Origin of the sequence: Amycolatopsis keratiniphila subsp. keratiniphila, assembly GCF_001620365.2 — a bacterium.
Lineage (GTDB): Bacteria > Actinomycetota > Actinomycetes > Mycobacteriales > Pseudonocardiaceae > Amycolatopsis > Amycolatopsis keratiniphila.
Window position 1 is genome coordinate 63074 of record NZ_LQMT02000012.1, and the last position, 23191, is coordinate 86264.

General features: G+C 69.0%; 23 protein-coding genes. 7 read left to right on the plus strand and 16 right to left on the minus strand.

All coding sequences use genetic code 11. The features are described from left to right. Positions 1–98: 98 nt before the first annotated feature. Entirely contained in the window at positions 99–1712 is a 1614-nt protein-coding gene (locus AVR91_RS11925) for a TROVE domain-containing protein (RefSeq protein WP_063276075.1), read from the minus strand. A 317-nt stretch (positions 1713–2029) separates the two neighbouring features. Continuing rightward, on the minus strand, positions 2030–2308 hold the full coding sequence (locus tag AVR91_RS11930) for a DUF3892 domain-containing protein (protein WP_038516826.1): 279 nt from the start codon (positions 2306–2308) through the stop codon (positions 2030–2032). A gap of 217 nt (positions 2309–2525) precedes the next feature. On the opposite strand from AVR91_RS11930, the gene AVR91_RS11935 reads away from it, so the two are divergent. Continuing rightward, positions 2526–3074, plus strand: a complete 549-nt coding sequence (locus tag AVR91_RS11935; RefSeq protein WP_063276074.1) for a hypothetical protein — start codon at positions 2526–2528, stop codon at positions 3072–3074. A 14-nt stretch (positions 3075–3088) separates the two neighbouring features. On the opposite strand, the gene shbA is transcribed toward AVR91_RS11935, so the two are convergent. After that, positions 3089–4264, minus strand: a complete 1176-nt coding sequence (gene shbA / locus AVR91_RS44410) for an RNA polymerase sigma factor ShbA (protein WP_282449148.1) — start codon at positions 4262–4264, stop codon at positions 3089–3091. 177 nt (positions 4265–4441) lie between these two features. Here shbA and AVR91_RS11945 point away from each other — a divergent pair, with 177 nt between their 5' ends. Next, on the plus strand, positions 4442–4693 hold the full coding sequence (locus AVR91_RS11945; RefSeq protein WP_016332571.1) for a WhiB family transcriptional regulator: 252 nt from the start codon (positions 4442–4444) through the stop codon (positions 4691–4693). Between the two features lie 96 nt (positions 4694–4789). On the opposite strand, the gene AVR91_RS11950 is transcribed toward AVR91_RS11945, so the two are convergent. Both AVR91_RS11950 and AVR91_RS11955 read right to left on the minus strand, forming a co-directional pair. Then, on the minus strand, positions 4790–6355 hold the full coding sequence (locus AVR91_RS11950) for an MDR family MFS transporter (protein ID WP_143253980.1): 1566 nt from the start codon (positions 6353–6355) through the stop codon (positions 4790–4792). Between the two features lie 37 nt (positions 6356–6392). Then, positions 6393–7019, minus strand: coding sequence for a TetR/AcrR family transcriptional regulator (locus AVR91_RS11955; RefSeq protein WP_063276072.1), 627 nt, complete (start codon positions 7017–7019; stop codon positions 6393–6395). 100 nt (positions 7020–7119) lie between these two features. On the opposite strand from AVR91_RS11955, the gene AVR91_RS11960 reads away from it, so the two are divergent. After that, positions 7120–7863: an SDR family NAD(P)-dependent oxidoreductase gene (locus AVR91_RS11960; protein WP_063276071.1), complete on the plus strand. Its 744-nt coding sequence runs from the start codon at positions 7120–7122 to the stop codon at positions 7861–7863. A 175-nt stretch (positions 7864–8038) separates the two neighbouring features. Further along, positions 8039–9238: an LCP family protein gene (locus tag AVR91_RS11965; RefSeq protein WP_063276070.1), complete on the plus strand. Its 1200-nt coding sequence runs from the start codon at positions 8039–8041 to the stop codon at positions 9236–9238. 155 nt (positions 9239–9393) lie between these two features. Here AVR91_RS11965 and AVR91_RS11970 read toward each other — a convergent pair whose 3' ends face one another. Next, a complete protein-coding gene (locus AVR91_RS11970) occupies positions 9394–10647 on the minus strand; it encodes an HNH endonuclease signature motif containing protein (protein WP_076857321.1) in 1254 nt (417 codons plus the stop codon). Between the two features lie 278 nt (positions 10648–10925). On the opposite strand from AVR91_RS11970, the gene AVR91_RS11975 reads away from it, so the two are divergent. Further along, positions 10926–12233, plus strand: a complete 1308-nt coding sequence (locus AVR91_RS11975) for a neutral zinc metallopeptidase (RefSeq protein ID WP_228709191.1) — start codon at positions 10926–10928, stop codon at positions 12231–12233. An 8-nt stretch (positions 12234–12241) separates the two neighbouring features. Here AVR91_RS11975 and AVR91_RS11980 read toward each other — a convergent pair whose 3' ends face one another. From AVR91_RS11980 to AVR91_RS12020, 10 genes are all read right to left on the minus strand, one after another. Beyond that, positions 12242–13411, minus strand: coding sequence for an acyl-CoA dehydrogenase family protein (locus AVR91_RS11980; protein ID WP_063275701.1), 1170 nt, complete (start codon positions 13409–13411; stop codon positions 12242–12244). A gap of 1 nt (position 13412) precedes the next feature. Then, a complete protein-coding gene (locus tag AVR91_RS11985; RefSeq protein ID WP_063275700.1) occupies positions 13413–14342 on the minus strand; it encodes a 3-hydroxyacyl-CoA dehydrogenase NAD-binding domain-containing protein in 930 nt (309 codons plus the stop codon). Then, the gene (locus tag AVR91_RS11990) at positions 14339–15085 is read right to left on the minus strand and encodes an acetoacetate decarboxylase (protein WP_063275699.1); all 747 of its coding nucleotides are present in this window, start codon (positions 15083–15085) and stop codon (positions 14339–14341) included. Before AVR91_RS11990 ends, AVR91_RS11985 begins: the two co-directional genes overlap by 4 nt. A 1-nt stretch (position 15086) precedes the next feature. Then, entirely contained in the window at positions 15087–15851 is a 765-nt protein-coding gene (locus tag AVR91_RS11995) for a crotonase/enoyl-CoA hydratase family protein (protein WP_063275698.1), read from the minus strand. Positions 15852–15860: 9 nt separating this feature from the next. After that, positions 15861–17018 carry a CaiB/BaiF CoA transferase family protein gene (locus tag AVR91_RS12000; RefSeq protein ID WP_063275697.1) on the minus strand — a complete coding sequence of 386 codons (1158 nt, stop codon included), beginning with the start codon at positions 17016–17018 and terminating at the stop codon, positions 15861–15863. Between the two features lie 111 nt (positions 17019–17129). After that, the gene (locus AVR91_RS12005; RefSeq protein WP_063275696.1) at positions 17130–18038 is read right to left on the minus strand and encodes a LysR family transcriptional regulator; all 909 of its coding nucleotides are present in this window, start codon (positions 18036–18038) and stop codon (positions 17130–17132) included. 4 nt (positions 18039–18042) lie between these two features. Beyond that, positions 18043–19392, minus strand: a complete 1350-nt coding sequence (locus tag AVR91_RS12010) for a HAMP domain-containing sensor histidine kinase (RefSeq protein WP_063275695.1) — start codon at positions 19390–19392, stop codon at positions 18043–18045. Then, on the minus strand, positions 19389–20078 hold the full coding sequence (locus tag AVR91_RS12015; protein WP_063275694.1) for a response regulator transcription factor: 690 nt from the start codon (positions 20076–20078) through the stop codon (positions 19389–19391). The genes AVR91_RS12010 and AVR91_RS12015 overlap by 4 nt, the downstream gene beginning before the upstream one ends. Positions 20079–20090: 12 nt before the next feature. Further along, the gene (locus AVR91_RS43335) at positions 20091–20255 is read right to left on the minus strand and encodes a hypothetical protein (protein WP_167337766.1); all 165 of its coding nucleotides are present in this window, start codon (positions 20253–20255) and stop codon (positions 20091–20093) included. Further along, positions 20252–20620, minus strand: a complete 369-nt coding sequence (locus AVR91_RS12020; RefSeq protein ID WP_063275693.1) for a hypothetical protein — start codon at positions 20618–20620, stop codon at positions 20252–20254. Before AVR91_RS12020 ends, AVR91_RS43335 begins: the two co-directional genes overlap by 4 nt. Before the next feature lie 73 nt (positions 20621–20693). Between AVR91_RS12020 and AVR91_RS12025 the strand changes: the two genes are divergently transcribed. Together AVR91_RS12025 and AVR91_RS12030 are read left to right on the plus strand one after the other, a co-directional pair. After that, on the plus strand, positions 20694–22484 hold the full coding sequence (locus AVR91_RS12025) for a CocE/NonD family hydrolase (RefSeq protein WP_063275692.1): 1791 nt from the start codon (positions 20694–20696) through the stop codon (positions 22482–22484). Positions 22485–22533: 49 nt separating this feature from the next. Next, positions 22534–23190, plus strand: coding sequence for a hypothetical protein (locus AVR91_RS12030; RefSeq protein ID WP_063275691.1), 657 nt, complete (start codon positions 22534–22536; stop codon positions 23188–23190). Position 23191 lies beyond the last annotated feature (1 nt).

The window sequence follows — 23191 nt, forward strand, 5'->3', positions numbered from 1 at the left end:
GGTTTTCTGTTCGTGGGTGGCGAGGCGGCGGCGGAGGACCCGATCGAGCCCGGGCACAGTTACGTCGAATCAGTGCGGCTTTCGAGCCCCCCGCCTCGTCAGAACGGCCAGTCCGCGCTCCGTCCCGCTTCGAGGAGCGGGATCATCGTGAAAGCCGCGTCCGTGAGGCCGCCGAAGGTGTGCCGGTTACCCCGCCCGGACGTCGAGTGGCCGCGCTCGTAGCCCGCGAGGTTCCACGTGTACAGCGCCGTGTCCTTCGGCACGGCCTGGCCGACGTTGCCCGCCGAGTGCTGTTCGTCGGTCAGGATCACGACCCGGTCGTGGTAGCCGGGACGCAGGTGACGCTGGATCGCGCCGACGGTGTCGGTGCCCGCGCCGATGAAGTAGCCGCCGTTCTTCCACCGGTCGAGCCCGCGCAGCAGCGACTCACCGGCGGGCACGTCGAACGCCTTCGAGCCGGTGCCGCCGTAGTAGCCGTTCGAGAACGACACGATGTCCGCCGTCTCGCAGCGGGCGCCGAGCGCGATCCCGAAGATCGCGGCCGCGTCCCAGCGCATCAGCGTGCCGTCCTTGCTGAAACCCGCGTTCATCGAACCCGAGGTGTCGACCAGGATCAGTGTCCTCCCGGCGAGCCGCGGCACGTTCGCCAGCGACTGGGCGATCGCCTTTTCCAGCGCGTACGACCAGCGAAGCGACGGCGCCGCCCGGTACGCGGAGAGGAACCTCATCGGGAACTGCCGCGACTTCGCGACCTGCTCCGGATCGGCCAATCGCGCCGCGACCCCCTCGGCGACCTCGTCGGACACACCGGCCTCGTCGAAGTTCCGGAGGTTCCGAAGCAGCGCCATGTAGCCCATGGAAGGGATCACGGCTTCCCAAGCGCGCGCGTCCATCGGACCCCGCAGCCAGCCGGCCAGGGACTCCCACGTCATCCCCGCCTGCCGGAGGACGGACCGCGCGGTGTCGAGTTCGGGGCGGCTGAAGAGCGCGCGCCGCTTCTCCGTGTCCCACGCCATGAGCTCCGCGCGGGCGCCGAGGACTTCCAGTTCGGCGGGGATCTCGCGGCCGGGGTTGAACCGGACGTCGACGATGTGCTCGAACAGCGCGTCCTGCACCGGGTCCTTGGGATCCGGGTGGGCCAGACCGAGGACGTCCGCGAACCGGAAGGCGCGCGCGCCGGAGTCCCACTTGAGGAACGACTTCTCGGTGAAGAGCCGGACGGCCGCGTCGGCGATGCCACGCTTGAGCGGCTTCGGGATCCTCTTGCCGTACAGGGAGGTCCAGTACGCGAGCAGTTCGCCGGGTTCGTCGGCGCGCTGGAGCACCGAGCCGACGACGGCACGGTTGGCGATGGGGGCGACATACGACGGGTCACCGGCGAGCCGGGCGCGGACGTATTCGGCGGCGCCGACGATCGCGGCGGTCCGCATGTTCGCCTCCGTGCGGAGCCAGCGCAGGAACCGCGCGGTCCACTCGGGGTCGGCCAGCGCCGTCTCCCGGACGCGGTCCGCATACCGCGTGTCGCGCTGGTCGCCGGTCTCGTAGAAGGTGTTCTCGCCGACCATGTTGGTGACGGCGAGCAGGAACAGCTCGGACTTGGCGTCCCGCGCGTAGCCGTCTCCGCCTTGGTGGGTGACGCCGCCGGGGCGTCGCTCACCGACGATCGGTGAGCTCGTCGCCTGCCGTGTACCGGTGGTGTTGAACTTCGACACCCTCGACTCTCGTTTCGTTCGAGGGAAGCCGCGATTCCGGAGGTGGCCCGAGAAAAATTCGGTGACGGTGATGGTCCAATGCTCTACCGACTGAGCTACCGGCGGGTCGACCGCCGGGCGGGGCTCGAACCCGCCACCCTTGGATAATGGAAGTAACCGTCGCCTGCGCACCGGGCACATCCGGAATCGTGGCTCCCGAGAAAAGTCGGTAACGGTGCCTGTGAAAGAGGAAGTAACCGTCACCCGCGCACCGGGAGTGCTCGCTCAACCTAACAGAGCGCTCGTGTGCCCGTCTCCGGATTTACCGGCCCGCCGCCTCAGAAGCGGGGAAGCTCCAGCAGGTTGTTCTTCCAGATCCCGTCCGCGCGCGTGCGGAGGAATTTCGGGCCGAAGGTCGGCTTGATGATCTCCACGGCCACCCGGTGGATCCCCTCGTCGACGTAGGCCTTCCCGTCGTCGTCCTCGAGCCACGCCACGATCGCCGAAACGAAACTCTCGCCGGTCTCGCCGCTGCCGGGGTTGATCCAGCGCAGCTTCGTGATGCTTTCGTGGAACTTCCCGCCTTCTAGCCGTGCTGCGATGATCTTGATGGCCATGGTGCTACCTCTTCGGCTGGGTGCCCTCGACGCGAGGGGTAAAGCGGTACTCGCCACCTGCCCGCACCCCGTTACGCCGTCCGGTCGCCGTGCCTCGAACGTTACGAGTTCGAGCGCGGGGTGTCGTTCTGAGTCAGATGACGCAGACCGCGCGCGTTCCGCCATGTCACCGTCCTCACGCCGCCGGGAACACCGGACGGCGGAAAGGGGAACGGACATGTGCGCTGCCCACAAGACATCGGCCCTGGCGGGAGTCGCACTGGCGGCGGCGGTCTCGGCCGGCTGCACGCCGGCACCGGCGGCCCAGGAAGCGGCGCCTTCGCCGTCCGCGGCGGTGGCCTGGATGAACGGCTTCTGCGGCGCGGTCAAGGACTTCATCGACGGCAACAACAAGATGTCGTCGGCGAGTGGCGAGACCCTGGAGGCCGTCAAGAAGAGCACGAGCGACCAGCTCGGGCATTACGCGGCGATTCTGGCCAAGACGGTCGACGGCCTCGGCGCGCTGCCGGCCGCTCCGGTTCCGGCCGGAGACGCGGCGAAGCGGGAGTTCCTCGCGAAGTACACCTCGGCGCGCGACAAGACGGTGAAAGCGAAGGCGGGTCTGGACGCGGCGGGGACGAACGACACCGCGGCGCAGAGCCGTGCCGTGGAAGGACTCCTCGCCGCTCAGAAGGACACGCATGGCGCGCTCGACCCGGTCGCGGCCGTCCTGGGCGCACCGGAGCTGAAGACGGCGGCGGCGACCGCGGAACGCTGCCGCCCCTGACTCGGGCTGCCACCTCACTCATCGGCGAGGATCTTCCGCAGGCGGGTCAAAGCGCGGTGCTGCGCCACCCGCACGGCACCGGCCGTCGAGCCGACCACGGCGGCGGTCTCCTCGGCGGACAAGCCCACGACGATCCGCAACACGACGATCTCCCGCTGCTTGTCCGGCAGGATCCGCAGCAGTTCGCCCATCCGGTCGCTCAATTCGTTGTGCAGCGCCCGTTGTTCCGGGCCCACGGATTCCGAGATCCCGTCGGGGACTTCGGCGACGGGCTCGGTGCGGTTGCGGGCGGCGGCACGGCGGGCGTCGGCGACCTTGTGCTGGGCGATCCCGTAGACGAAAGCGAGGAACGGGCGTCCCCGTTCGCGATAGGTCGGCAGCGCGCGGAGGATCGCCACGCAGACCTCCTGCGCGACGTCGTCCGCCGAGGCGTACGTCCGTTCCTGTCTGCCGATCCGTGACCGGCAGTACCGGATCACGAGCGGCCGCACGGTGGTCAGCAGCTGGTTCAGCGCGCGCGGGTCACCTTTCCCGGCGGCCGCGACGGGTTCGTCGAGGGTGTACCACTGCGACGGCGTCACCTGTTCGGGTTCCGACTCCGCCGGGGTTCCGGGCGCGACCAGGGCGAGTTCCCTGACCATCGCGCGGTTCTTGATCCGGGCGAGGATGTCTTCGGTGTCGAGTCCCATCCGCAGGGCGTCGAGGAAGGCGTCGTTGGCGCCGTCCAGCCGGTCGGCGAACCCGGGGTCGTGCTCCGCCAGCCGTCCCCGCGCGTGGCGCAGGGTCGCGCCGACCGCCTCACCGGCGATCCCGAGCACCCCGGCGATCTCTCGCGCCGAGTAGCCGTCCATCGTCCAGGCCATGGCCAGTTGCTGGCGTTTCGGCAGGCTCCCCAGGATCGTCACCACGGCCGACGCCTCTTCGGCGAGAGCCGTGAGCTTGTCCTCCCGGCCGGCGTCGGCGGACGCCCAATCGGCCCGGACCGCGGTCTGCTCCTTCGCCCGTCGAAGCCCGACGCGGCGGACCCACGCCTCCGGCTGGGTGATGCCCCGCCAGTCTTCGTAGGCGTTGAGCATCGCCTCCGCGGCCGCGTCGCGCGCCGGGTCCAGCGCGAAGCCCGCCTTGCACAGAAAGCCGGTGAGCAGCGGAAATTCGGCGTGGAAGAACTCGTCGAACCCTTCGTGGCCCATCACCCGCACTCACCGCTCTCAGCCGCCTGACGCGAATGCCCTCACAGGACAGGTGCAGTGAGCGGGCCGCTGAGTGTAACGATTCGGTCAAGGTGATGTTTGCGGTGCGTACGAGGACGGATACCCGGAAGTCGTTTGACGGGGAAGGGAAAATCGGAAAAAGGAGGTGATAGGAAAATGGAAATGAGGATGGCGGGTGACCTGAGCGAGGCCGCTTGCCGCGGTGAGGATCCCGAACTGTTCTTCCCGGTCACCGAAACCGGCCCCGGCGCACGTCAAGCGGCCAGGGCGAAGGCCGTTTGCGCGCGGTGCCCGGTCGTATCGGCCTGTCTGGCCTACGCCGTGGACAACGGATTGGCCCACGGCGTTTTCGGCGGGCTGACCGGTAGCGAACGACGCCACTTGATTCGCGTCGGCAACGCTGCCTGAAACCACGTGCTCGCGTTCATCGAATTTCCACCGTGTTCTTCGTGCGCGCGAAAAGAGGGGCCCGGTTCCGCGAACCGGGCCCCTCCGTCGTGGCGATCAGGCGGCGGCGGTCTCCTCGGCCAGCCGCTCGTTGCCCGACTGGGTCTTGAGCGGCTTGTGCTTGAGGAAGGCGACGGCGACGATCACCAGCAGCGCGATCGGCGCGCTGATCAGGAACAACTCGCTGGTCGCCTCCCCGTAGGCCTCGCGGACGACGTTCGCGACCGGCTCGGGCAGCGTGGCGATGTTCGGCACCGCACCGCCTTCGCCACCGCCGGGCAGCGGCCCGAGCTTTTCGCTCATCAGCGCGAGGACCCGGTTCGCGAGCACCGCGCCCAGCGCGCTCACGCCGATCGAGCCGCCGAGGCTGCGGAAGAACGACAGCGTCGACGTCGCCGTGCCGAGGTCGTGTGCCTCGACGTCGTTCTGCGACACCAGGACCAGGTTCTGCATCAGCATGCCGACGCCGACCCCCAGCAGCACCATGTACGCGCCCAGGACGACCAAGTTCGTCTTCGCGTCGATGGTGCCCAGCAGTGCCAGGCCCGCGGTCATCAGCGCCGCGCCGAGCAGCAGGTGGCTCTTCCACTTGCCGGTGCGGCTGATCAGCTGACCCGAGACCGTGGACGACACGAGGATGCCGAAGATCATCGGCAGGCTCAGCAATCCGGCCACCGTCGGCGACTTGCCGAGCGACAGCTGGAAGTACTGCGACAGGAATACCGTCCCGCCGAACATCGCGACACCGACGAGGAAGCTCGCGAGAGTGGTCAGGGTGACCGTGTGGTTGCGGAACAGGGTCAGCGGCAGGATCGGCTCGGCCACCTTCGACTCGACGTAGACGGCGAGGGCGAGGATGACCACGCCCGCGGTCACCAGGCCGACCGTCCACCATGAGCCCCACGCGAACTGGTGCCCGGCCAGCGACGACCAGACCAGCAGTGTCGAGACACCGGCCATGATCAGGAACGCGCCGAGGTAGTCGACCTTCACGTCACGCCGGATCGTCGGCAGGTTCAGCGTGCGCTGCAGCAGCAGGATCGCCGCGATCGCGAACGGGACCCCGAGGAAGAAGCACCAGCGCCAGCCGAGCCACGACGTGTCCACCATGACCCCGCCGATCAGCGGGCCCGCGATGGTCCCGACGGCGAACACGGCACCGAAGATCCCCGAGTACTTCCCGAGTTCACGCGGCGAGACGATGGCCGCCATGATCACCTGCGCGAGCGCGGTGAGCCCGCCCGCGCCGATGCCCTGGGCGACCCGGCTGCCGATCAGGAGCTCGATGTTGCCGGCGAACCCGGCGACCAGCGAACCGACCACGAACAACCCGAGCGAGAGCTGGATCAGCAGCTTCTTGTTGTACAGATCGGAAAGCTTGCCCCAGAGCGGCACCGTCGCGGTCATCGCGAGCAGTTCGGTGGTGACCACCCAGGTGTAGGAGGCCTGCGAGCCGCCGAGCTCGGAGACGATACGGGGCAACGCGTTCGCGACCACCGTCGAGGCGAGGATGGCGACGAACATGCCCATCATCAGCCCCGACATCGCTTCGAGGACCTGTTTGCGGCCCATCGAGCCCGCCGGGGCCTCCGGTTCTCGTGGTTCGGTCATGGATACGGACATGGTGGTCCCCCTTCGTGTTCCTGTGGTGCCGGGCGCGTCAGCGCGCGCGGCCGCCGGGCTCCGGGAGCCCGGCGAGAAGCAGTTCGACGGCGTCGTCCAGCAGGTCGAGCGCGGAGATCCGGCCGTCGTGCTGGTACCAGAGCATCAGCACGGCGTTGACCGCGCCGCCGAGCGTGGACAGCAGCAGCGTCGGATACAGATCGGCCTTCGGATCCACACCCGTGCGGCGGGCGATCGCCTCGATCATCGGCGCGATGGTGTCGTGGTTCATGGCCACCGCGCGCGAATGCAGGGTGGCGTTCTCCTGGATGGCCTTCATCCGGCCGAGCCACTCTTCGCGGTTCTCGTCGACCTGGGCGAAGTCTTCCTTCAGCGCGTCCACGAAAGCGCGGGGCGTGCTGACTTCCTTCGGCGTGGCAAGGAACTTCTCGATGGTGCGCTGGGTTCGCTCGGCAGTGTCGGCGTACGCGATGACGACAGCGTCCTCTTTGGACGCGAAGTAGTTGAAGAAGGTGCGCGGGGAAACCCCCGCCGCCGCGCTGATGTCCTCGACCGTCACCTGGTCCAGGCCGCGTTCGGCGACGAGCCGGACGGCGGTGGTCGCCAGCGCGCGGTGGGTTTCCAGCCGTTTGCGCTCGCGGAGACCTTTGACGGGTTCGGGCATGACCACCACGATACGCGCAAAGATGCAGATACTGCAAAATTGCAGTTTGTGAACCGTGCCACTGCCGGGTGGCGCCGGGCCGGATGGCAGACTGCGGCGCGTGAGCGGGACGGTGCTGGTACTGGGCGGACGCAGCGAGATCGGCCTCGCGGTCGCGGAACGGCTCGCCAAGGGCGGGGCGCGCCGGATCGTGCTGGCCGCGCGACGGAGCGCGGACCTCGGCGCGGAGTCCGAGCGGCTGCTGGCCGCGGGCGCGGAGACCGTCGACGCCGTCGAGTTCGACGCCGACGACCTCGCCGGGCACGGTCCGCTCCTGGAGAAGGTCGTCGCGGAACACGGGCCGCTCGACGTCGTCGTCACCGCTTTCGGGATTCTCGGTGACCAAGCGCGGGCGGAAGCGGACGCCGGACACGCCGTCGCGATCGTCCACACCGACTATGTGGCACATGTGAGTGTGCTGACGCATGTGGCCAATGTGCTTCGTGAGCAAGGAAACGGCAGCCTCGTCGTCTTCTCCTCGGTCGCCGGGGTGCGGGTCCGGCGGGCGAACTACGTCTATGGATCGGCGAAGGCGGGCCTCGACGGTTTCGCGAGCGGGCTGGCCGACGCCCTGCACGGCACCGGGGTGCGGCTGCTGCTCGTCCGGCCCGGGTTCGTGATCGGCCGGATGACCGAGGGCATGTCGCCGGCCCCGTTCTCGAGCACTCCCGATCAGGTCGCCGACGCGACGGTCGCCGCGCTCCGGAAGGGCCGGGGAACGGTGTGGGTGCCGGGACTCCTGAGGCCGATGTTCGCGGTGATGCGCGTGGTGCCACGCGCGATCTGGCGCCGGATGCCCCGCTAGGGAAGCGCTGCGCGGTCGGTCCGGCACTCGGTGTCGCGACCGGCTGTCTGCTTGATCACTTCGAATGGTCCGAACGGGCTTTAAGACCCGGTTATGACACGTTTCTCAGGTAATTCCCAGCTAACGCGGTGATCCTCGAATAAGGGGGATCATTCACGGAAGCGGGGAGAAGGTCGTGCTGCTCACGTCGCGAGGACGGCGGATCGGCGGCCGCGTCGCACTGGGCCTGGTGTCGACGGCCGTACTGGGGGTCACGGGTTTCGCGTGGACCCAGTTGAGCCGTTTGGACGAAGCGATCGTCACCGCCGACGTGATCGCGCCCTCCGCGCAGGTGCCCGACGGCCCGGCGGGCGAACCGCTGAAGGTGGCGCAGAACATCCTGCTCGTCGGAATCGACTCCCGGACCGACACCAACGGGAACCCGTTGCCGCAGAACGTCCTCGACGCGTTGCACGCCGGAAGCGGCGACGACGGTGGCGACACCACCGACACCATGATCGTGGTCCACATCCCGGCGGGCGGCACGGGCGCGACGGCCATCTCCATCCCGCGCGATTCCTATGTGGACATCGCGGGCGGATTCGGCAAGCACAAGATCAATTCGGCGTACAGCCGCGGCAAGAACGCCGCGATGAACACGCTGCGCGCCCAGGGGCTGTCCGGTCCGCAGCTCGAGGTCAAGGCCAACGAGGCGGGCGCCAAACTCACGATCCAGACGATCGAGCAGTTCACCGGCCTGTCCATCAACCACTACGCAGCCGTCAACCTCGCCGGGTTCTCCGCGCTGAGCGAAGCCGTCGGCGGTGTCGAGGTCTGTCTCAACAACCCCGTGCAAGACAAGTTCTCCGGTGCGTCGTTCCCGGCGGGCAAGCAGTTGCTTTCGGGCCCGCAGGCGCTGGCCTTCGTGCGGCAGCGGCACGGCCTGCCCAGCGACCTGGACCGCATCGCGCGGCAGCAGGCTTTCCTGTCGAGCATGGCCAAAACCGTTCTCGACGCCGGGACCTTCACCGACCCCACCAGGCTGAGCTCCCTGATCGGCGCGATCCAGGGCTCGGTCGTACTCGACCGCGGCTGGGACGTGCTCGGCTTCGCGCAGCAGCTGCGGGGGATGAGCTCGGGAGCGCTGAAGTTCCAGACGATCCCGGTGCAGAGCCTCTCCCTGCCGACGCCGTCCGACGGCGACGCGGTGAAGGTCGATCCGGCCGAGGTGAAGGCGTTCGTGAAAACCGCGCTGAACGCGACGACCGTCGCCGCGGTGGGGGACCCGGCCGACGGGGTCGGGATCAAGCCGGTGGCGGCCACTTCTTCGATCGCCGCTCCGCCTTCGTCGTCCGGTGCTGCCACGCCGCCCGCGATGGCCGGCTGCGTGAACTGAGCTCGGCGGATCTCGGCTCGGCCCTCGATCATGATCGGTCCGGTGGCGATGGACTGTGTGGCTTTTGGGGCGTTGGATGTCCCGAAATCCACACGGTCACCGGGGCCGGGCATGCCGAGGGGCCCGTCGCCGGGTGGCTAACGGGCTCCTCGGGCCTAGACGTGATGCAGAGTGTTACGCCGGGGATGTCGGAGCGGATCCCGGTATTGAGGTGGAATGAACTCCGGTAACCCGTCGGCTGCCATCCGTACTTCCCAGTCACCGTGGTGGATCAGCCGGTGATGAAAACCGCAGAGCAGCACCAGGTTCCGGAGGTCGGTGGGCCCGCCATCTGCCCAGTGCTCAATATGGTGGGCGTGGCAGTTCTTGGGTTTCCGGTGGCAGCCCGGGAAGGCGCAGCCGCCGTCGCGGATGTTCAACGCCCGGCGTTGGCCCGGGGTGACGAATCTTCGGAGGCGTCCCATGTCCAGGGGCTCGCCCGAGGTGCCCATGACGACCGGCAGCATGAGGCAGTCGCAGGCGGCGAGCCGCGCTTCCCGCGCGGTCATCGTGCCCACGAAGTCCAGGCAGGCGGTCCCGAGGCCGGACTTCAGTTCCTCAAGCCCGATGGTGACGTGCACCAAGGTCCGGTAGCCGCTGGTGCCCGGCTGATCCGGGCAGGCGATCGCCAGGTCCAGAAGCTCAGCCCAGGCGTCCCCCATGCGTTCGCACTTCATCCGCAAGTCCGCCTGGCCGAACTCGTCGACCGGCCGTGGATTGGCGTGTGCTTCCAACGCGGCGGCGGTGCGGGCGCCGGTCTCATCGTCGAGGAGGCCGGTCAGTTTCCAGAACCCGTCTTTCCGGCGCTCCAGCGTGATCTCGCGGCGCGGCTCTTTGGGTTCAGGGTCTTTGGGTTCGTTGCCGTCGGGGTCGAGCCAGCCCAGCAGTTTCGCCTCAGCCTCGACGAGTTGCCGCGGCCCGGCGTTCGGGGCAAGCTCGGCCAGGATCTTCTCCGCGACCGCCCGATCCTCAGCGGTGGTGTCGGCGGGGAGGTTCTTCAAGATCTCCAGGATCTGATCGATCCGCTCATCTCCGACCAACCCCTGAGCGGCGACAGCCGCAGTGGCGGGGGCGACAGGCGGAACCTCGGTTCCGTCCAAGGCCCGGGTGGGATTCAGGGCAAGAGCCCGCTTCACCACCGCGCCCGCTTCGCTGCGCGACAACCCGGCCATCTCCGCGAACCAGCTCGCCGTGCTGCCATGCCCGTACAGGTCTTTGACGCCCCGATTCTCGATCTCCGCCAGAAACTGCCCCAACCCGGCAGTGGCCATGCGAATCACCTGCAAGAACTGCTGCACGCCATGGGCAAGCTCCAGCTTGCCGGCGCGCCACAACTCTTGCGGCAGTTCGGGGAGGAAGGTCTCGGACACCCCTCGATAATACCGCAAATCCGTCGAACACGTGTTCGTAATTTTAAGCGACAAACGAAATGCGCGAACAACGCTGAAGAGTGAATCGGTCGCAGAATGGCGACTACCTGAAGCAGCCGGCCGGGTAACAAGCCAAGATTCTTTTGAACCGCATCGCGCCGCCGTCCGTGTCCCTGGAGCCGGGGAAGTCACGGACACGGGATGGTGTGATGAAGCGCTGGACGATTCTGGTGAGCCTTTCCCTCTGCCTCACCGGGTGCGCCGCGACCGTCGGGGGTGTGGCACAACCGGTGGACCCGACCCGCGTAGCGGGGCTCGAGATCACCGACGGCCCCAGCGGTCTCAAACCCGGCGTGCTCGACGCCGGTCTCCCGGTCGTCGGCGGTGACGGCGGTGAGATCGACCGGCTCGCGGCCAACGCCGTCGCCGACGTCCAGCGGTATTGGCGCGAGCATCTGCCCGCGACCTTCAAGAGAGACTTCCGGCCGCTGGCCACCCTCGTCTCCTACGACTCGGGTGGCCGCGGCCGCGAGGTCTGCGGCGCCTCGACCGCGGGGCTGGTGAACGCCTTCTATTGCTCGGGAGAAGACGTCGTCGCCTGGGACCGCGGGGAGTTGTTGCCGATGCTCAACGATTCCCTCGGCCCGGCGGCGGTGATGACCGTGCTCGCCCACGAGATCGGCCACGCCGTCCAGTTCCGGCTGGGCCTGCCGGGCACGGCACCGTCGATCGTCAAGGAGCAGCAGGCCGACTGCTACACCGGGGCGTACCTCCGCTGGGTCGCCGAGGGCAGGTCGCCCATGTTCCAGGTTTCCACCGGCCGCGGGCTCAACGAGGTGCTCACCGCCCTGTTCCAGATCCGGGACTCGGCGGGGGTCGCCTTCGACGACGACGGGGCGCACGGCAACGCGTTCGACCGGGTTTCCGCGTTCCAGTTCGGCTTCACCGACGGGCCCGCGCGGTGCGCGAAGATCGACGAGCGCGAAATCGAGGGCCGGAGCACACAAGGCGGATTCGGTTCGGCGGCGGCGAACGTCCGCCTCGACGACCGGCAGGCCCTGGCCGACCTCACCACCAGCCTGCGGCAGGCCTTCCGGCTCGCGGCCACCCCGCCGACGCTCACCACCGGAGCGGCTTGCGGTGTGACGGCGGAGGACGCGCTCGCGTCGTACTGCTCGGAGTCCAACCAGATCAACCTCGACCTCGACGGTCTCGTCCGCATCGGGACTCCGCCGCGCAGGGGGCGGCAGGGCGGCATCGGTGACTTCGCCGCGTTCGCCGAGGTCGCGTCGCGCTACACGCTCGCGGTCCAGCAGGAAGGCGGGTTCCGGCTCGACGGTCCGGTGGCCGCGCAGCGCACCGCGTGCCTCACCGGCTTCTGGGCGTCGACCCTCACGGACGGCGGCGCGCTCACGTTGTCGCCGGGGGACCTCGACGAGGCGATCGCCGAGATGCTGACCCGGAACAGCCTGATCGCCGCGGATGTCCGGGGCCGGACGCTTCCGGCGGGTTTCGCGAGAGTCGCCGCCTTCCGTGACGGTTTCTCCTCCGGCGCCCAGGACATCTGCGGCAAGAAGTACCGGTGACTTCGCGCTTACACGAAGGCGCTCTGGCCGGTGATCGCCTTCCCGACGATCAGCGTGTTCATCTCCCGGGTGCCTTCGAACGAGTAGATCGCCTCGGCGTCGGTGAAGAACCGCATGATGTCGTTGTCCAGCACGATCCCGTTGCCGCCGAAGATCTCACGGCCCCAGGCGACGACCTCCCGCATCCGCGAGGTCACGAACGCCTTCGCCAGCGACGAGTGTTCGTCCTTGAAGATCCCGGCGTCCTGCAGCCTCGCCAATTGCACCAGCATGCCCCACGACGCGGTGATGTTGCCGAGGCTCTTCACCAGCAGGTCCTGCACCAGCTGGAACCGCGCGATCGGGCGGCCGAACTGCTCGCGCTCCTTGGCGTAGTCCAGCGCGAGTTCGTACGCGCCGATCATCACGCCCAGCGCCTGCCAGGCCACCCCGCCCCGCGTCGCGCGCAGGATCTCGGCGACGTCGCGGAACGAGTCGATGCCCTGCAACCGGTTCGCCTCCGGCACCCGGACGTCGGTCAAGGTGATCTCGGCGTTCTCCACGATCCGGAACGCGAATTTGTTCTCGATCTTGACCGGTACGAATCCCGGCGAATCCTTCTCGACCACGAAACCCTTGACGTGGTTGTCTTCCTCGTCCCGGGCCCACACGACGACCAGATCGGCGAAGGTCGCGTTGCCGATCCATTTCTTGGCGCCGTTGAGGATCCAGGTGTCGCCCTCGCGTCGCGCCGTGGTGCGCATGCCGCCCGCGACATCGGAACCACCGAGCGGCTCGGTCATCGCGAAGGCGCCGATCTTGTCCATCGCGGCCATCGACGGGAGCCAGCGATCGCGCTGTTCCTGGTCGCCGCCCGAGTAGATGCTGTACATCGCGAGTCCGTTGTGGACACCGAAGAACGTCGCCACCGACGGGTCCGTGCGGGTCATCTCCATCGCCATCATGCCGCTGAGCAGGTGACTGGTGGCCGGAAGGTGTTCGCCGTAGCCCTCGTAGGGCAGCCCGGCGAGGCCGAGTTCGCGGAACTTGCCGACGAGTTCGTGCGGGAACTCGCCCTTGGCCCAGTACTCGTTCACCAGCGGCTTGACCTCGGTACGCATGAAGTCACGCGTCTTGAGCAGCAGCTTGCGCTCTTCCTCGGACAGCAGGTCCTCGTAGGCGTAGAAGTCGGCGGTCATTTCAGTTCTCCTCCCTGGCGGCACTGTCCAAAGCGGACAGCACGGCGAGCTGCTTGCGGTCGCGCGTCTCGGCGAGTTCCGAGTACGTGGATGAGCCGTAAGCGGATTCCACGGCTTCGATCAGCCGTTCCTGTTCTTCGGGGTCCTGGGAGGGCGTGCCGAGGCCCGCCCACATCTTCTTCATCGACTTGCCGATGTGCTCGGCCATGTGCCGGTAGCCGCCGGGACCGCCGCCCAGATGCGAGCCGAGGAACGGCCCGACGGTCGACCAGCGGATACCGAGCGAGTTCGTCATCACCGTGTCCAGTTCGGACGGTGACACCACACCCTGTTCCACCAGGTAGATCGCCTCGCGGCTCAGCGCGTTCTGCAGCCGGTTGCCGACGAAGCCCGGGATCTCCTTGCGTTCCACCACCGGAGTGCGGCCGACGAACCGGTAGAACTCCACGGCCCGCTCGACCGACTCGGCACTGGTGCGCTCACCGGGGACGACCTCGACCAGCGGGATCAGATGCGGCGGGTTGAATGGATGTCCAATGAGGACTCGCGACGCGTCGTCCAGCTCCGCGGCGAACGCCGTCGAGGGGATCGCGGACGACGAGCTGAGCAACAGCGCGTGCGCCGGTGCTTCGCGGACCAACCTCGCGAACAGGTCCTTCTTGAACTCGACGTTCTCGGGTCCGTTCTCCTGCACCACGTCCGCGTCGCGGACGGCCTCCGCGACGTCGGCGGCGAGGTGGACGCGAGGGGCGAGGTCCGCGGCGGTCCGGCCGAGATGCGGGGCGAACGCCTCCAGCGCGTCCGCGACGGCCTCGGCGAGGTCGGGACGCGGATCCGAGACGTGGACCTCCATGTCGTGCGCGGCGAACAACGCCGTCCACGACAGGCCGATGGTGCCGGCGCCGATCACCGCGGCGGTACGGAAAGTCATGACCGTGCTCCCTTCAAGTAGTCGAAGACCGGCTTGACCGGGGCGAGCGTCAGGTCGGTGAGGATGTGGCTCGCGGAAACGACCTCCAGCACCGGGAGATCGGCGAGCGGGGCCAGCACGTGCTGGAACAGTTGCAGCCGCGCCGGCCCGGTCCAGGCTTGGATGACCACCACGTCGGTGATCTCGGTGCGGACCAGCTCGAACACCCGGGGCGAACCGTCGTAGTCCGGGATGGTCTTGAGCATGAACGTCGGCACGGTGATCTGCGCTTCGGCCTCGGCCACGTCCAGCCGGTGGTGCTTGTAGCCCATCGTCGCGGTCGCGACGCGTTGGCTGCCGTAGTCGAGGGTGCCGACGAGCGCGCCGTTCTCGGCGAACAGCTTCGGCGAGCCGACGGTCTTCGGGTAGGCGCTGATCTCGCGGCCGGACGCGGTGGCCGGGAAGTTGTCGAGGTACATCGCGTGCAGGTACTCGCCGCGCTCGCCCTCGAAGCTCACGGGGATCGCTTGCCCGGACTCGGTGTACGGCCCGTAACCGCTGACGTCGCCCATCTTCATCACTTCGAACCGCACCAGCGGTTCGTCGATCTCCAGTGGCTCCGGCACGACGGCGCGCAGGGCGTCGGCGTCGGTGCGGTAGACGATGTTCAGGTACTCGCGGTTCGTGAACCGGGGCACCACCGGTGCGTACGCGGGGTTCGTGAGCGGCGTGGTCACATGCCGGAGAACGTCTTGCTGGTTCATCTCACTCTCCAGTCCACTGTGGAGCGCGGCGCTCGGCGAAGGCCTGCATGCCTTCGCGGACGTCGGCCGATTTCATCAGCGCCGGAAGCTCCGAACGCTGGGTGGCAAACGCTTGCGCGTCGGGGACGCCGTCCGCCGCGCGGACGATCTTCTTGACCAGTGCCAGCGCGAGGGGAGCGTTCGCGGCGATCCGCTCGGCCAGTTGCAGGGCGACCGCGGCGGCCTCACCGCTCGGGACGACCCGGTTCACCAGGCCAAGGCTTCCGGCGCGTGCCGCGTCGATCGGTTCGCCGGTGAGCAGGAACTCCATCGCCAGGTGATGCGGGATCCGTTTCGGCAGCCGGATCACGCCGCCCCCGGCGGCGATCAACCCGCGTTTCACCTCGGGGAGCCCGAACTTCGCGTCCTCGGCGGCGACGATCAGGTCGCAGCCCAGCGCCAGTTCGAATCCGCCGCCCATCGCCCAGCCTTCGACGGCCGCGATCAGGGGCTTCGACAGTTCGGCCTCGGTCAACCCGCCGAATCCGCGGCCGGGGATCTCGGGCGATTCGCCCTTCAGCGCCGCCTTGAGGTCCATCCCGGCGCTGAACGAGCCGTCCGCGCCGGTCAGGACCCCGGCCCGCAACGCGGGATCGGATTCCAGCAGGTCCAGTGCTTCGGCCAGACCGGCCGCGACGGCGGCGTTCACCGCGTTGCGGGCCTGGGGCCGGTCGATCGTGATCAGCAGCGTGCCGCCGACCCGTTCCGTGCGTACTTCGTTGCTCATGGTCATTCCTCAGCGAGTGGTGGCGAGTTCACGCAGGACCTCTTCGGTGTCCTGGCCCGGCAGGGGAGCCAGGCGCCGGACCGAACCGGGGGTCGCGGAGAACTTCACCGGGATGCCGATGGTGCGGATCGAGCCCTCGCTCGGGTGCTCGACGACGTCGAGCAGGTGGCCGTCGCGGACGTACTCGTCGTCCTGCGCGTGGTCGAGTTCGAGGACGGGTGCCATCGGGATGCTGTGCTTCGCGCAGACCTCGGTCCATTCCGCGGTGGTCAGCGCCGGGGCGCATTCGGCGATCATCGCGGCCAGTGCCTCGTGGTCGGCGCCGTCGATCGCGTCGCCGTTGACCCGCGGGTCCTCGGCCAGTTCCGGCCGCCCGGCGGCGTGGAAGAAGTCGCGGAAGTTCTGCGGGTTGTACGGGATCACGCAGGCCATGCCGTCCTTGGTGTGCACCGCCTGGTGGCCGGGGTTCATCGACGGACCGAAACCGGTCGGCCCCTCGGCCGGCTCGAAGACGTGCCCGGCGAGATGCTCGACGAGGTTGAACGCGATCAGCGTGTCCGTCATCGGGATCTCGACCCGCTGGCCCTCGCCGGTCCGGTCGCGGTGCACCAGTGCGGCGAGCACGGTGTAGGCGATGGTCAGGGAGGAGACCTTGTCGCCGATGATCGTCGGCAGGTAGACCGGCTTGCCCAGCGCGCGGTTCGCGACGTCGACCAGCCCGGACGACGCCTGCACCGTCTCGTCGTAGGCGGCGTGACCCGCACGGCCGGAGTCGCCGCGGAAGCCCTGCGCGTGGGCGTAGACCAGGCCGGGGTTGCGCGCGGCGAGGTCGGCGTAGTCCATGCCGAGCCTGCTCAGCGCGCCGGGGCGCATGTTGGTGATCAGCACGTCGGCGGTGTCGATCAGCTTGAGCGCCTGCTCGCGTTCCTCTTCGTCCTTGAGGTTGAGGGCGACGCTGCGCTTGTTGCGGTTCACGTTCAGATTGAGCGCGGTCATGCCCGGCGTCGTACGGAACTTGCCCACTCGCACGGTGTCGGCGGGGGACTCGATCTTGATCACGTCGGCGCCCAGGTCGCCGAGGATCTGTGCGGCGTACGGGCCCATGACGACCGTCGAGAGGTCGATCACGCGAACGCCGTCCAGTGGTCCGGTGGCGGTGTGAGTCATTTTGCTTCCCTTCGCCGTTGTTCGCTCTACCGCCGAAGTTAGGCGCGAATTGCGGGAAAGGGAATGATCAAGAAAAGCAGAATGGTATGACCGCGGCGGTCATACCATTCTTCAGGTCGAAAGCGGTTCGGCGAAGATCTCGCGTACCCCGGCGACGAGTCCGGCGAGGTCGCCCTCCTCGCCGCGGTCGCGCCGCCAGACCAGTGCGGTCTCCAGCTGGGGCCGGAAATCGGCGAACGGCAGGATGGTCGCGCCGTCGACAAGGAACAGATGCATCGGGCTCGCCGGATCGAGCATCGTGATCGAGAACGACGAACCGTTCGCCACCAATTCGGAAATGCCCGAATATTCGGTTCCGCCGACCTTGAGCCGTTTCTTGATACCCGCTTTCGACAGGGTGTGGTCCATATCGTCCGAATAGGCCGGAATGCTCTCCGACGCCGACGGGATATAGGACAGATCACGCAATTCGGCGAGGTCCACCGTTTCCCGTCCGGCGAACCGGGCGGCCGGGACGACCGCGCCGAGCCGCTCCACCTGCACCGGGACGATCTCCAGTGCGGGATCGACGACCGGCATCCGGACCAGTGACAACGCCAGCTTGCCTTCGTGCACCGCGGCGACCAGGTCCGGAGTCGTCCCCGGCCAGCGCTTGAGCTCGAAGCGGTCGTGACAGCGTTCTTCGAGCCGTTTGACCCGCTCGCGCAGGGCCGGGTGCACACCGGCGGGGATGCCGACGAACACCGTGCTCCGCCGGGGTTTCACTGCTTCCTGCAACCGCCAGGGGATCGCGTTGACCTGTTCGAGGACGTCCCGCGCGATGGGCAGCAGCGCGGAACCCGCCGCGGTGAGCGTGACGTGGTGCGTGCTGCGGTCGAACAGCTTGTGGCCCAGTTCGTGTTCGAGGTCCTTGATGCGCTGGCTCAGCGGGGAGGCGGCCATATGCAGTTTGCGGGCCGCCTGGGAGAAGTTCAGTTCCTCGGCGACGGCCACGAAATACCGCAGGTGCAACATCTCCACCCGATCACCCTAACCGGAGCGCCACCGTGAAGGCGGCTCCGCCTTCCGGCGCCGGGCCCGCCGTCAGCGTGCCGCCCATCCGGGTGACCAGGCCGTGTGCCAGCGCGAGCCCGATACCCGAACCGACCGGGCGGCTGTCGCGGTAGCGCCGGTTCAGCACTCCGCGTTCGAACGCGACCGGGTAGTCCTCCGGCGCCAGGCCGGGCCCGCCGTCGCGTACCGCCAGCCGGGCTTGGCCGTCGGCCGCGACCAGGGAGAACACCATCGGCGCGCCCGCCGGAGTCACGCGCAGAGCGTTCTCGGCCAGTCCGTCGACGACCTGGCGGAGCCGCCGCGGATCGGCGATCACCGGCACCTCGCCGGGCGGCCGCTCGACCACCAGCGTGACGTCCTGCCGCGTGCACCGCAGCCGCCAGACGTCCGCGCATTCGTCCACCAGCGCGGCGAGATCGAGCCGGGCCGGGTCGAGGCGGAATTCGTCCGCGCCCAGCCGTGCCAGCTCCAGCAGATCGCTGACCAGGCGTTCCAGCCGTTCCGCCTCACGATGGATGGTCTGCCCGGCGCGGCGCGCGTCCTCGCCTTCGGCCACGCCGTCCCCGATCGCCTCGGCGAATCCGGTGACGGCGGTCAGCGGCGTCCGCAGTTCGTGCGACACCGAAAGCAGGAACTCGCGCTGCCGCGCCTCGCTGTACTGCAGGGCGTCGGCCAGTTCGTTGACCGATTTCGCCACGTCCGCGACCTCGGACGGACCTTCCACCGGAACGCGCAGGTCACGCCGCCCGGCGCGCATCCCGCTCGCCACCGACGCGACCCGGCGCAGCGGCCGCGACAGCATCCGGCTCAGCACCAGCCCGGCGATCGCGGCGACCGCCAGCCCGGCGCCGAGCGCGAGCACGGTGTTGCGCACCAAGGTCCGGCCGCGTGCCTCGCCGATCTCCGTCGCTTGGACGAGCGCGAACGCGGCCCCCTTGGTGCCCACGGCGCGGACTTCGACGAGGTACTGCTCGCCCTCCACCGACACCGTGCCCGAGCGCGTGAATCCCGTTCGGGCGGCGGCGATCGCCGCCTCCGTCCCGGCGCCGCCGAGTGTCCCGTTCGGACGACGGACGACGACGTCGATCCCTTGCCCGCGCACGACTTCGGCGACCTTGCCGACGCTGAGCCGGTTCCCGATGCCGGTCTCGTCGAGCTGGCTCGCGACCACGTCGGCCTGCGCCGAAAGCGACTGCCGGAGCACGTCGGTGCCGGTGGTGCGGATGAGCCGGGCCGCGACCAGCCCGGCGACCACCACCGCGACCGCGGCGATCGCGAGGCACACCACGGTGATCCGCAGCGCGAGCGACGTCCGGTTCATCCGGCGTCCGCCGCGTAACCGATGCCGCGGACCGTCCTGATCGGACTGTGCTCGCCCAGTTTCCCGCGCAGCTGGGCGATGTGGACGTCGACGGTCCGCGTGCCAGCCGAAGCCGCGTACCCCCAGACGGAACTGAGCAGCTGTTCGCGGCTGAACACCTGGCCGGGCCGTCGCGCCAGATGGGTCAGCAGATCGAACTCGGTCGACGTCAGCGCGATCTCGGTGCCGCCCGTCCAGACCCGACGCTGGGTGACGTCGACCCGGACGGCGCCCGCGGTGTAGGTCTCGGAGGGCGACGGCGCCCCGGCGGCCCGGCGCAGCACGGTCCGGACCCGCGCCGCGAGTTCACGCGGGCTGAACGGTTTCGTCAGGTAGTCGTCCGCGCCGATCTCCAAGCCCAGTAAGCGGTCCAGTTCGTCGTCGCGCGCGGTCACGAACAGCACGGGCGTCCAGTCGCCGTCCGCGCGCAGGGTCCGGCAGATCTCGATACCGTCCATTCCGGACAGTCCGATGTCGAGCACGATCGCGACCGGGCGCATCCGCCGGATCGTGGCCAGTGCCGCGCCGCCGTCCGCCTCCACGTGCACGCCGAACCCGTCCCGCCGCAGGTACAGCGAGGCGAGTTCGGCGATCGCGGGGTCGTCCTCGACGACCAGCACCAGCCCGCGTCCCGGTTGTGTCGTCACCGGCCGATCCTGTCACGGGGCCGGATCGCCGGCCATGTCCTGCTCGATCGAGTCGAGGGTGTGCTGGACGTCGCTCAGCTCGCCCGGCGCCGGGCTCGACGCGGGCTCGTCGTCGCCGCACGCGGCCGTGCCGAATAGCGCGAGCGCGGTCAACCCCGCGGCCAGGAGGCGTTTCACTTGCCCGCCTTGCAGTGCGCGCCGGCGAACGCGTCGAGCTTCTGCTTCGCCGCGGTGAGTTCGGGAAGCCGTCCGCTGCGCTTGTCGGCACGCTTCTGGAGCCTGTCGGCGGTGTCGTTGTGGCCCTTCTTGCGCTGGCCCTCGGCCCGGGCCTTGAGGTTCGCGACCGAGCCGCGGACCTCGGCGCCGCCGTTGATGCGTTCGGTGAGCTTCGCGGTGCGCTGGGTGAGTTTGGGCAGCCATTCGGCGCACAGTGTCTGGGACTCTTCGGGGCTCAGGGTGATCGGTGCCTGGGCCGAGGCGGCGGGGGCGAGGGCGACGAGGCCGGCGGCGGTGAGGCAGACGGCGATGGTGTGTTTCAGCATGCGAAGAGCGTGGCGCGGCCGGATACGAGGAATGTGGGGGAAATGTTCGGGTTTTGTAAGCGATACTCGGACGATGGGGCTCAAGAGCTTGACCGCCACCGTCGTGGCGACACTGCTGTTCACCGCCGCGCCCGCCGTCGCGTCACCAGGGCTCGTCCTGCGTGACGGCGTCACCGCGCCGGTGTTCTCCTACGAGAAGGCCATCCGGGAGACCGCCTGGGTGGAGACCGGCCAGGACCTCGACCGCGACGGTCAGGTCGACCGCGTCGCCGCCGACATCATCCGCCCGGCGGAACCGGCGGCCCGCGGGCAGCGCGTTCCGGTGATCATGGATGTCAGCCCGTACTACGAGAAGGTCGGGCGCGGCAACGAGCGGCAGCCGAAGACGTACCTTCCCGACGGCACGCCGTCGCAATTCCCGCTCTTCTACGACAACTACTTCGTCCCGCGCGGGTACGCGGTGGTGCTGGTCGACGTCGGCGGCACCAATCGCTCGTCCGGCTGCTTCGACGACGTCGCGTCCGGCAACGGCGTCGTGAACTGGCTCAACGGGCGCGCTCAGGCCTTCCGCACGCCGTTCGGGCCCGAGCGGGTCCGCGCGGGCTGGGCGAACGGGTCGGTCGGCGCGATCGGGAAGTCGCAGGACGGGGCGACGGCGATCGGCATGGCGGCGTCCGGGATCGAGGGTTTGAAGACGATCGTGCCGATCGCGGGGGTCAGTTCGTACTACGAGGTCCACAATTCCCACGGCGCCTACTTCGGCTGGGCGGGCGGGCCCGGGTTCTACAACGAGCGCGCCGAGAAACTGTGCCGTCCGTTCGAGGAGGACAACGCGCGGCGCGCGGGGACGGACGGGAACTTCAGCGAGTACTGGCGCGGCCTCGACTACGTCGCGAAGACCGGCAAGGTGCGCGCGAGCGTTTTCGCGTCCATGGGCTTCCACGATCTCAACGTCAACCCGATCCAGTTCGGGCCGTGGTGGGAGGCGTTGAACGCCCACGGTGTGCCGCGCAAGGCGTGGCTGCACCAAGCGGCACACGTCGATCCGTTCGACCTCGACCGGTCGCTGTTCGTGCGGACACTGCACCGGTGGTTCGACCGCTGGCTGCTCGGCGTCCGCAACGGCGTCGAGACCGAACCCGCGATCCGCGTCGAGCACACACCGGACCGCTGGACCGACGAACGCCGCTGGCCGCCTGTCACGGGGACGCGCGTGATGTGGCCGTCGGTGTCGGGCGGGCTGGGGAATCGCCCATCGCAGGGGACGGCTTCGGTGACCGACGACCCGGCGCGCGGGGCGTCGCGGTGGGTGGAGAACCCGGCGCAGCCCAGCCCGGATCGGGTCGTCTTCGCCGGTGAACCCGTGCGGGAGGACACGCGCGTGGCCGGGACCGCCACCGTGACGGTGACCGCCCGTTCGGACAAGCCGAGCGCTCGGCTCGGGGCGGTGCTGGTCGACTACGGGCCCGCGACCGTGCGGAACACGACGTGGCCGGCGCTGGGCACGAAGAACCTGACGACCCGTTCCTGCTGGGGCGCGGGAACCGCCGCGGACACCGGTTGTTTCCTCGACACCGTCGCCGATCTGACCACTGTGGACAAACGGATCGTGGCGACCGGCTGGGCGGATCTCGGCCACCACCGGTCACTGTGGCGGGGTGAGCCGCTCGTTCCGGGCAAGGCGTACACGATGACGTTCCGGCTGAGCAGCCTCGACCACGTCGTCCCGGCGGGGCACCGGCTGGCGCTCGTCCTGGGCGGGACCGATGGGGACATGTTCGATCCGGCGCTGCCCGCGCTCGGCTCGCGGGTGACGTTCGAGCTGGGCGGGACTTCGCTCTCGGTGCCCATCGCCCGCGTTTAGTCCTCTGAATGCGAGAGGGGAGGGGCGTCGCCTGGCTAAGGTCGGAACCATGAGCCTGCCCGGCTATTGGCTGCGCCGTCCCGCCCTTCCGACGTCGGCCGCGCTGCGCGAGCGGTTCGACGCGATGCTGGCCGAAGCGATCGCGGTCGGCCCCGGCAGGCCCGTCGGCTATCACGTCGACGCGCCGAAATGGCAGTTCCTGTGCCACGTCGCCGACCGCGCGGACTTCGTCCTGCACGGCTCGGGTGATCCGGACATCACCGAATTCGTCCCGCGCCGTCCGCCGGACATCACCGAGTTCGGCAGCAGGCACGCGGTGTTCGCGGCGGCCGACGGCATCTGGCCGATGTTCTACGCGATCCTCGACCGCGACAGCGCGCCGGTGTCGATGTGCAACGCGTGCGTGCGGGCCGGTGGCGAGGCCCGCTATCACTTCTCGATCAGCGCGCCAGCCTTGGCGCGACGGCCCTGGCGGCCGGGCACGGTGTACCTGCTGCCATCCGCGACCTTCGGCCTGGAACCGGCGGACGGGGACATCCGGCCGGCCCAGGCCGCCAGCCCGGTACCGGTCCGGCCGGTCGCCAAACTCACCGTCGGGCCGGAGGACTTCCCCTTCCTGCACGACGTCCACGGCCACGACGACGCGGAACTGTTCGCCAGAGCGGCCGCGGCCCCGGACGGCTTCCCCTGGCACGAACCCCGGTGAA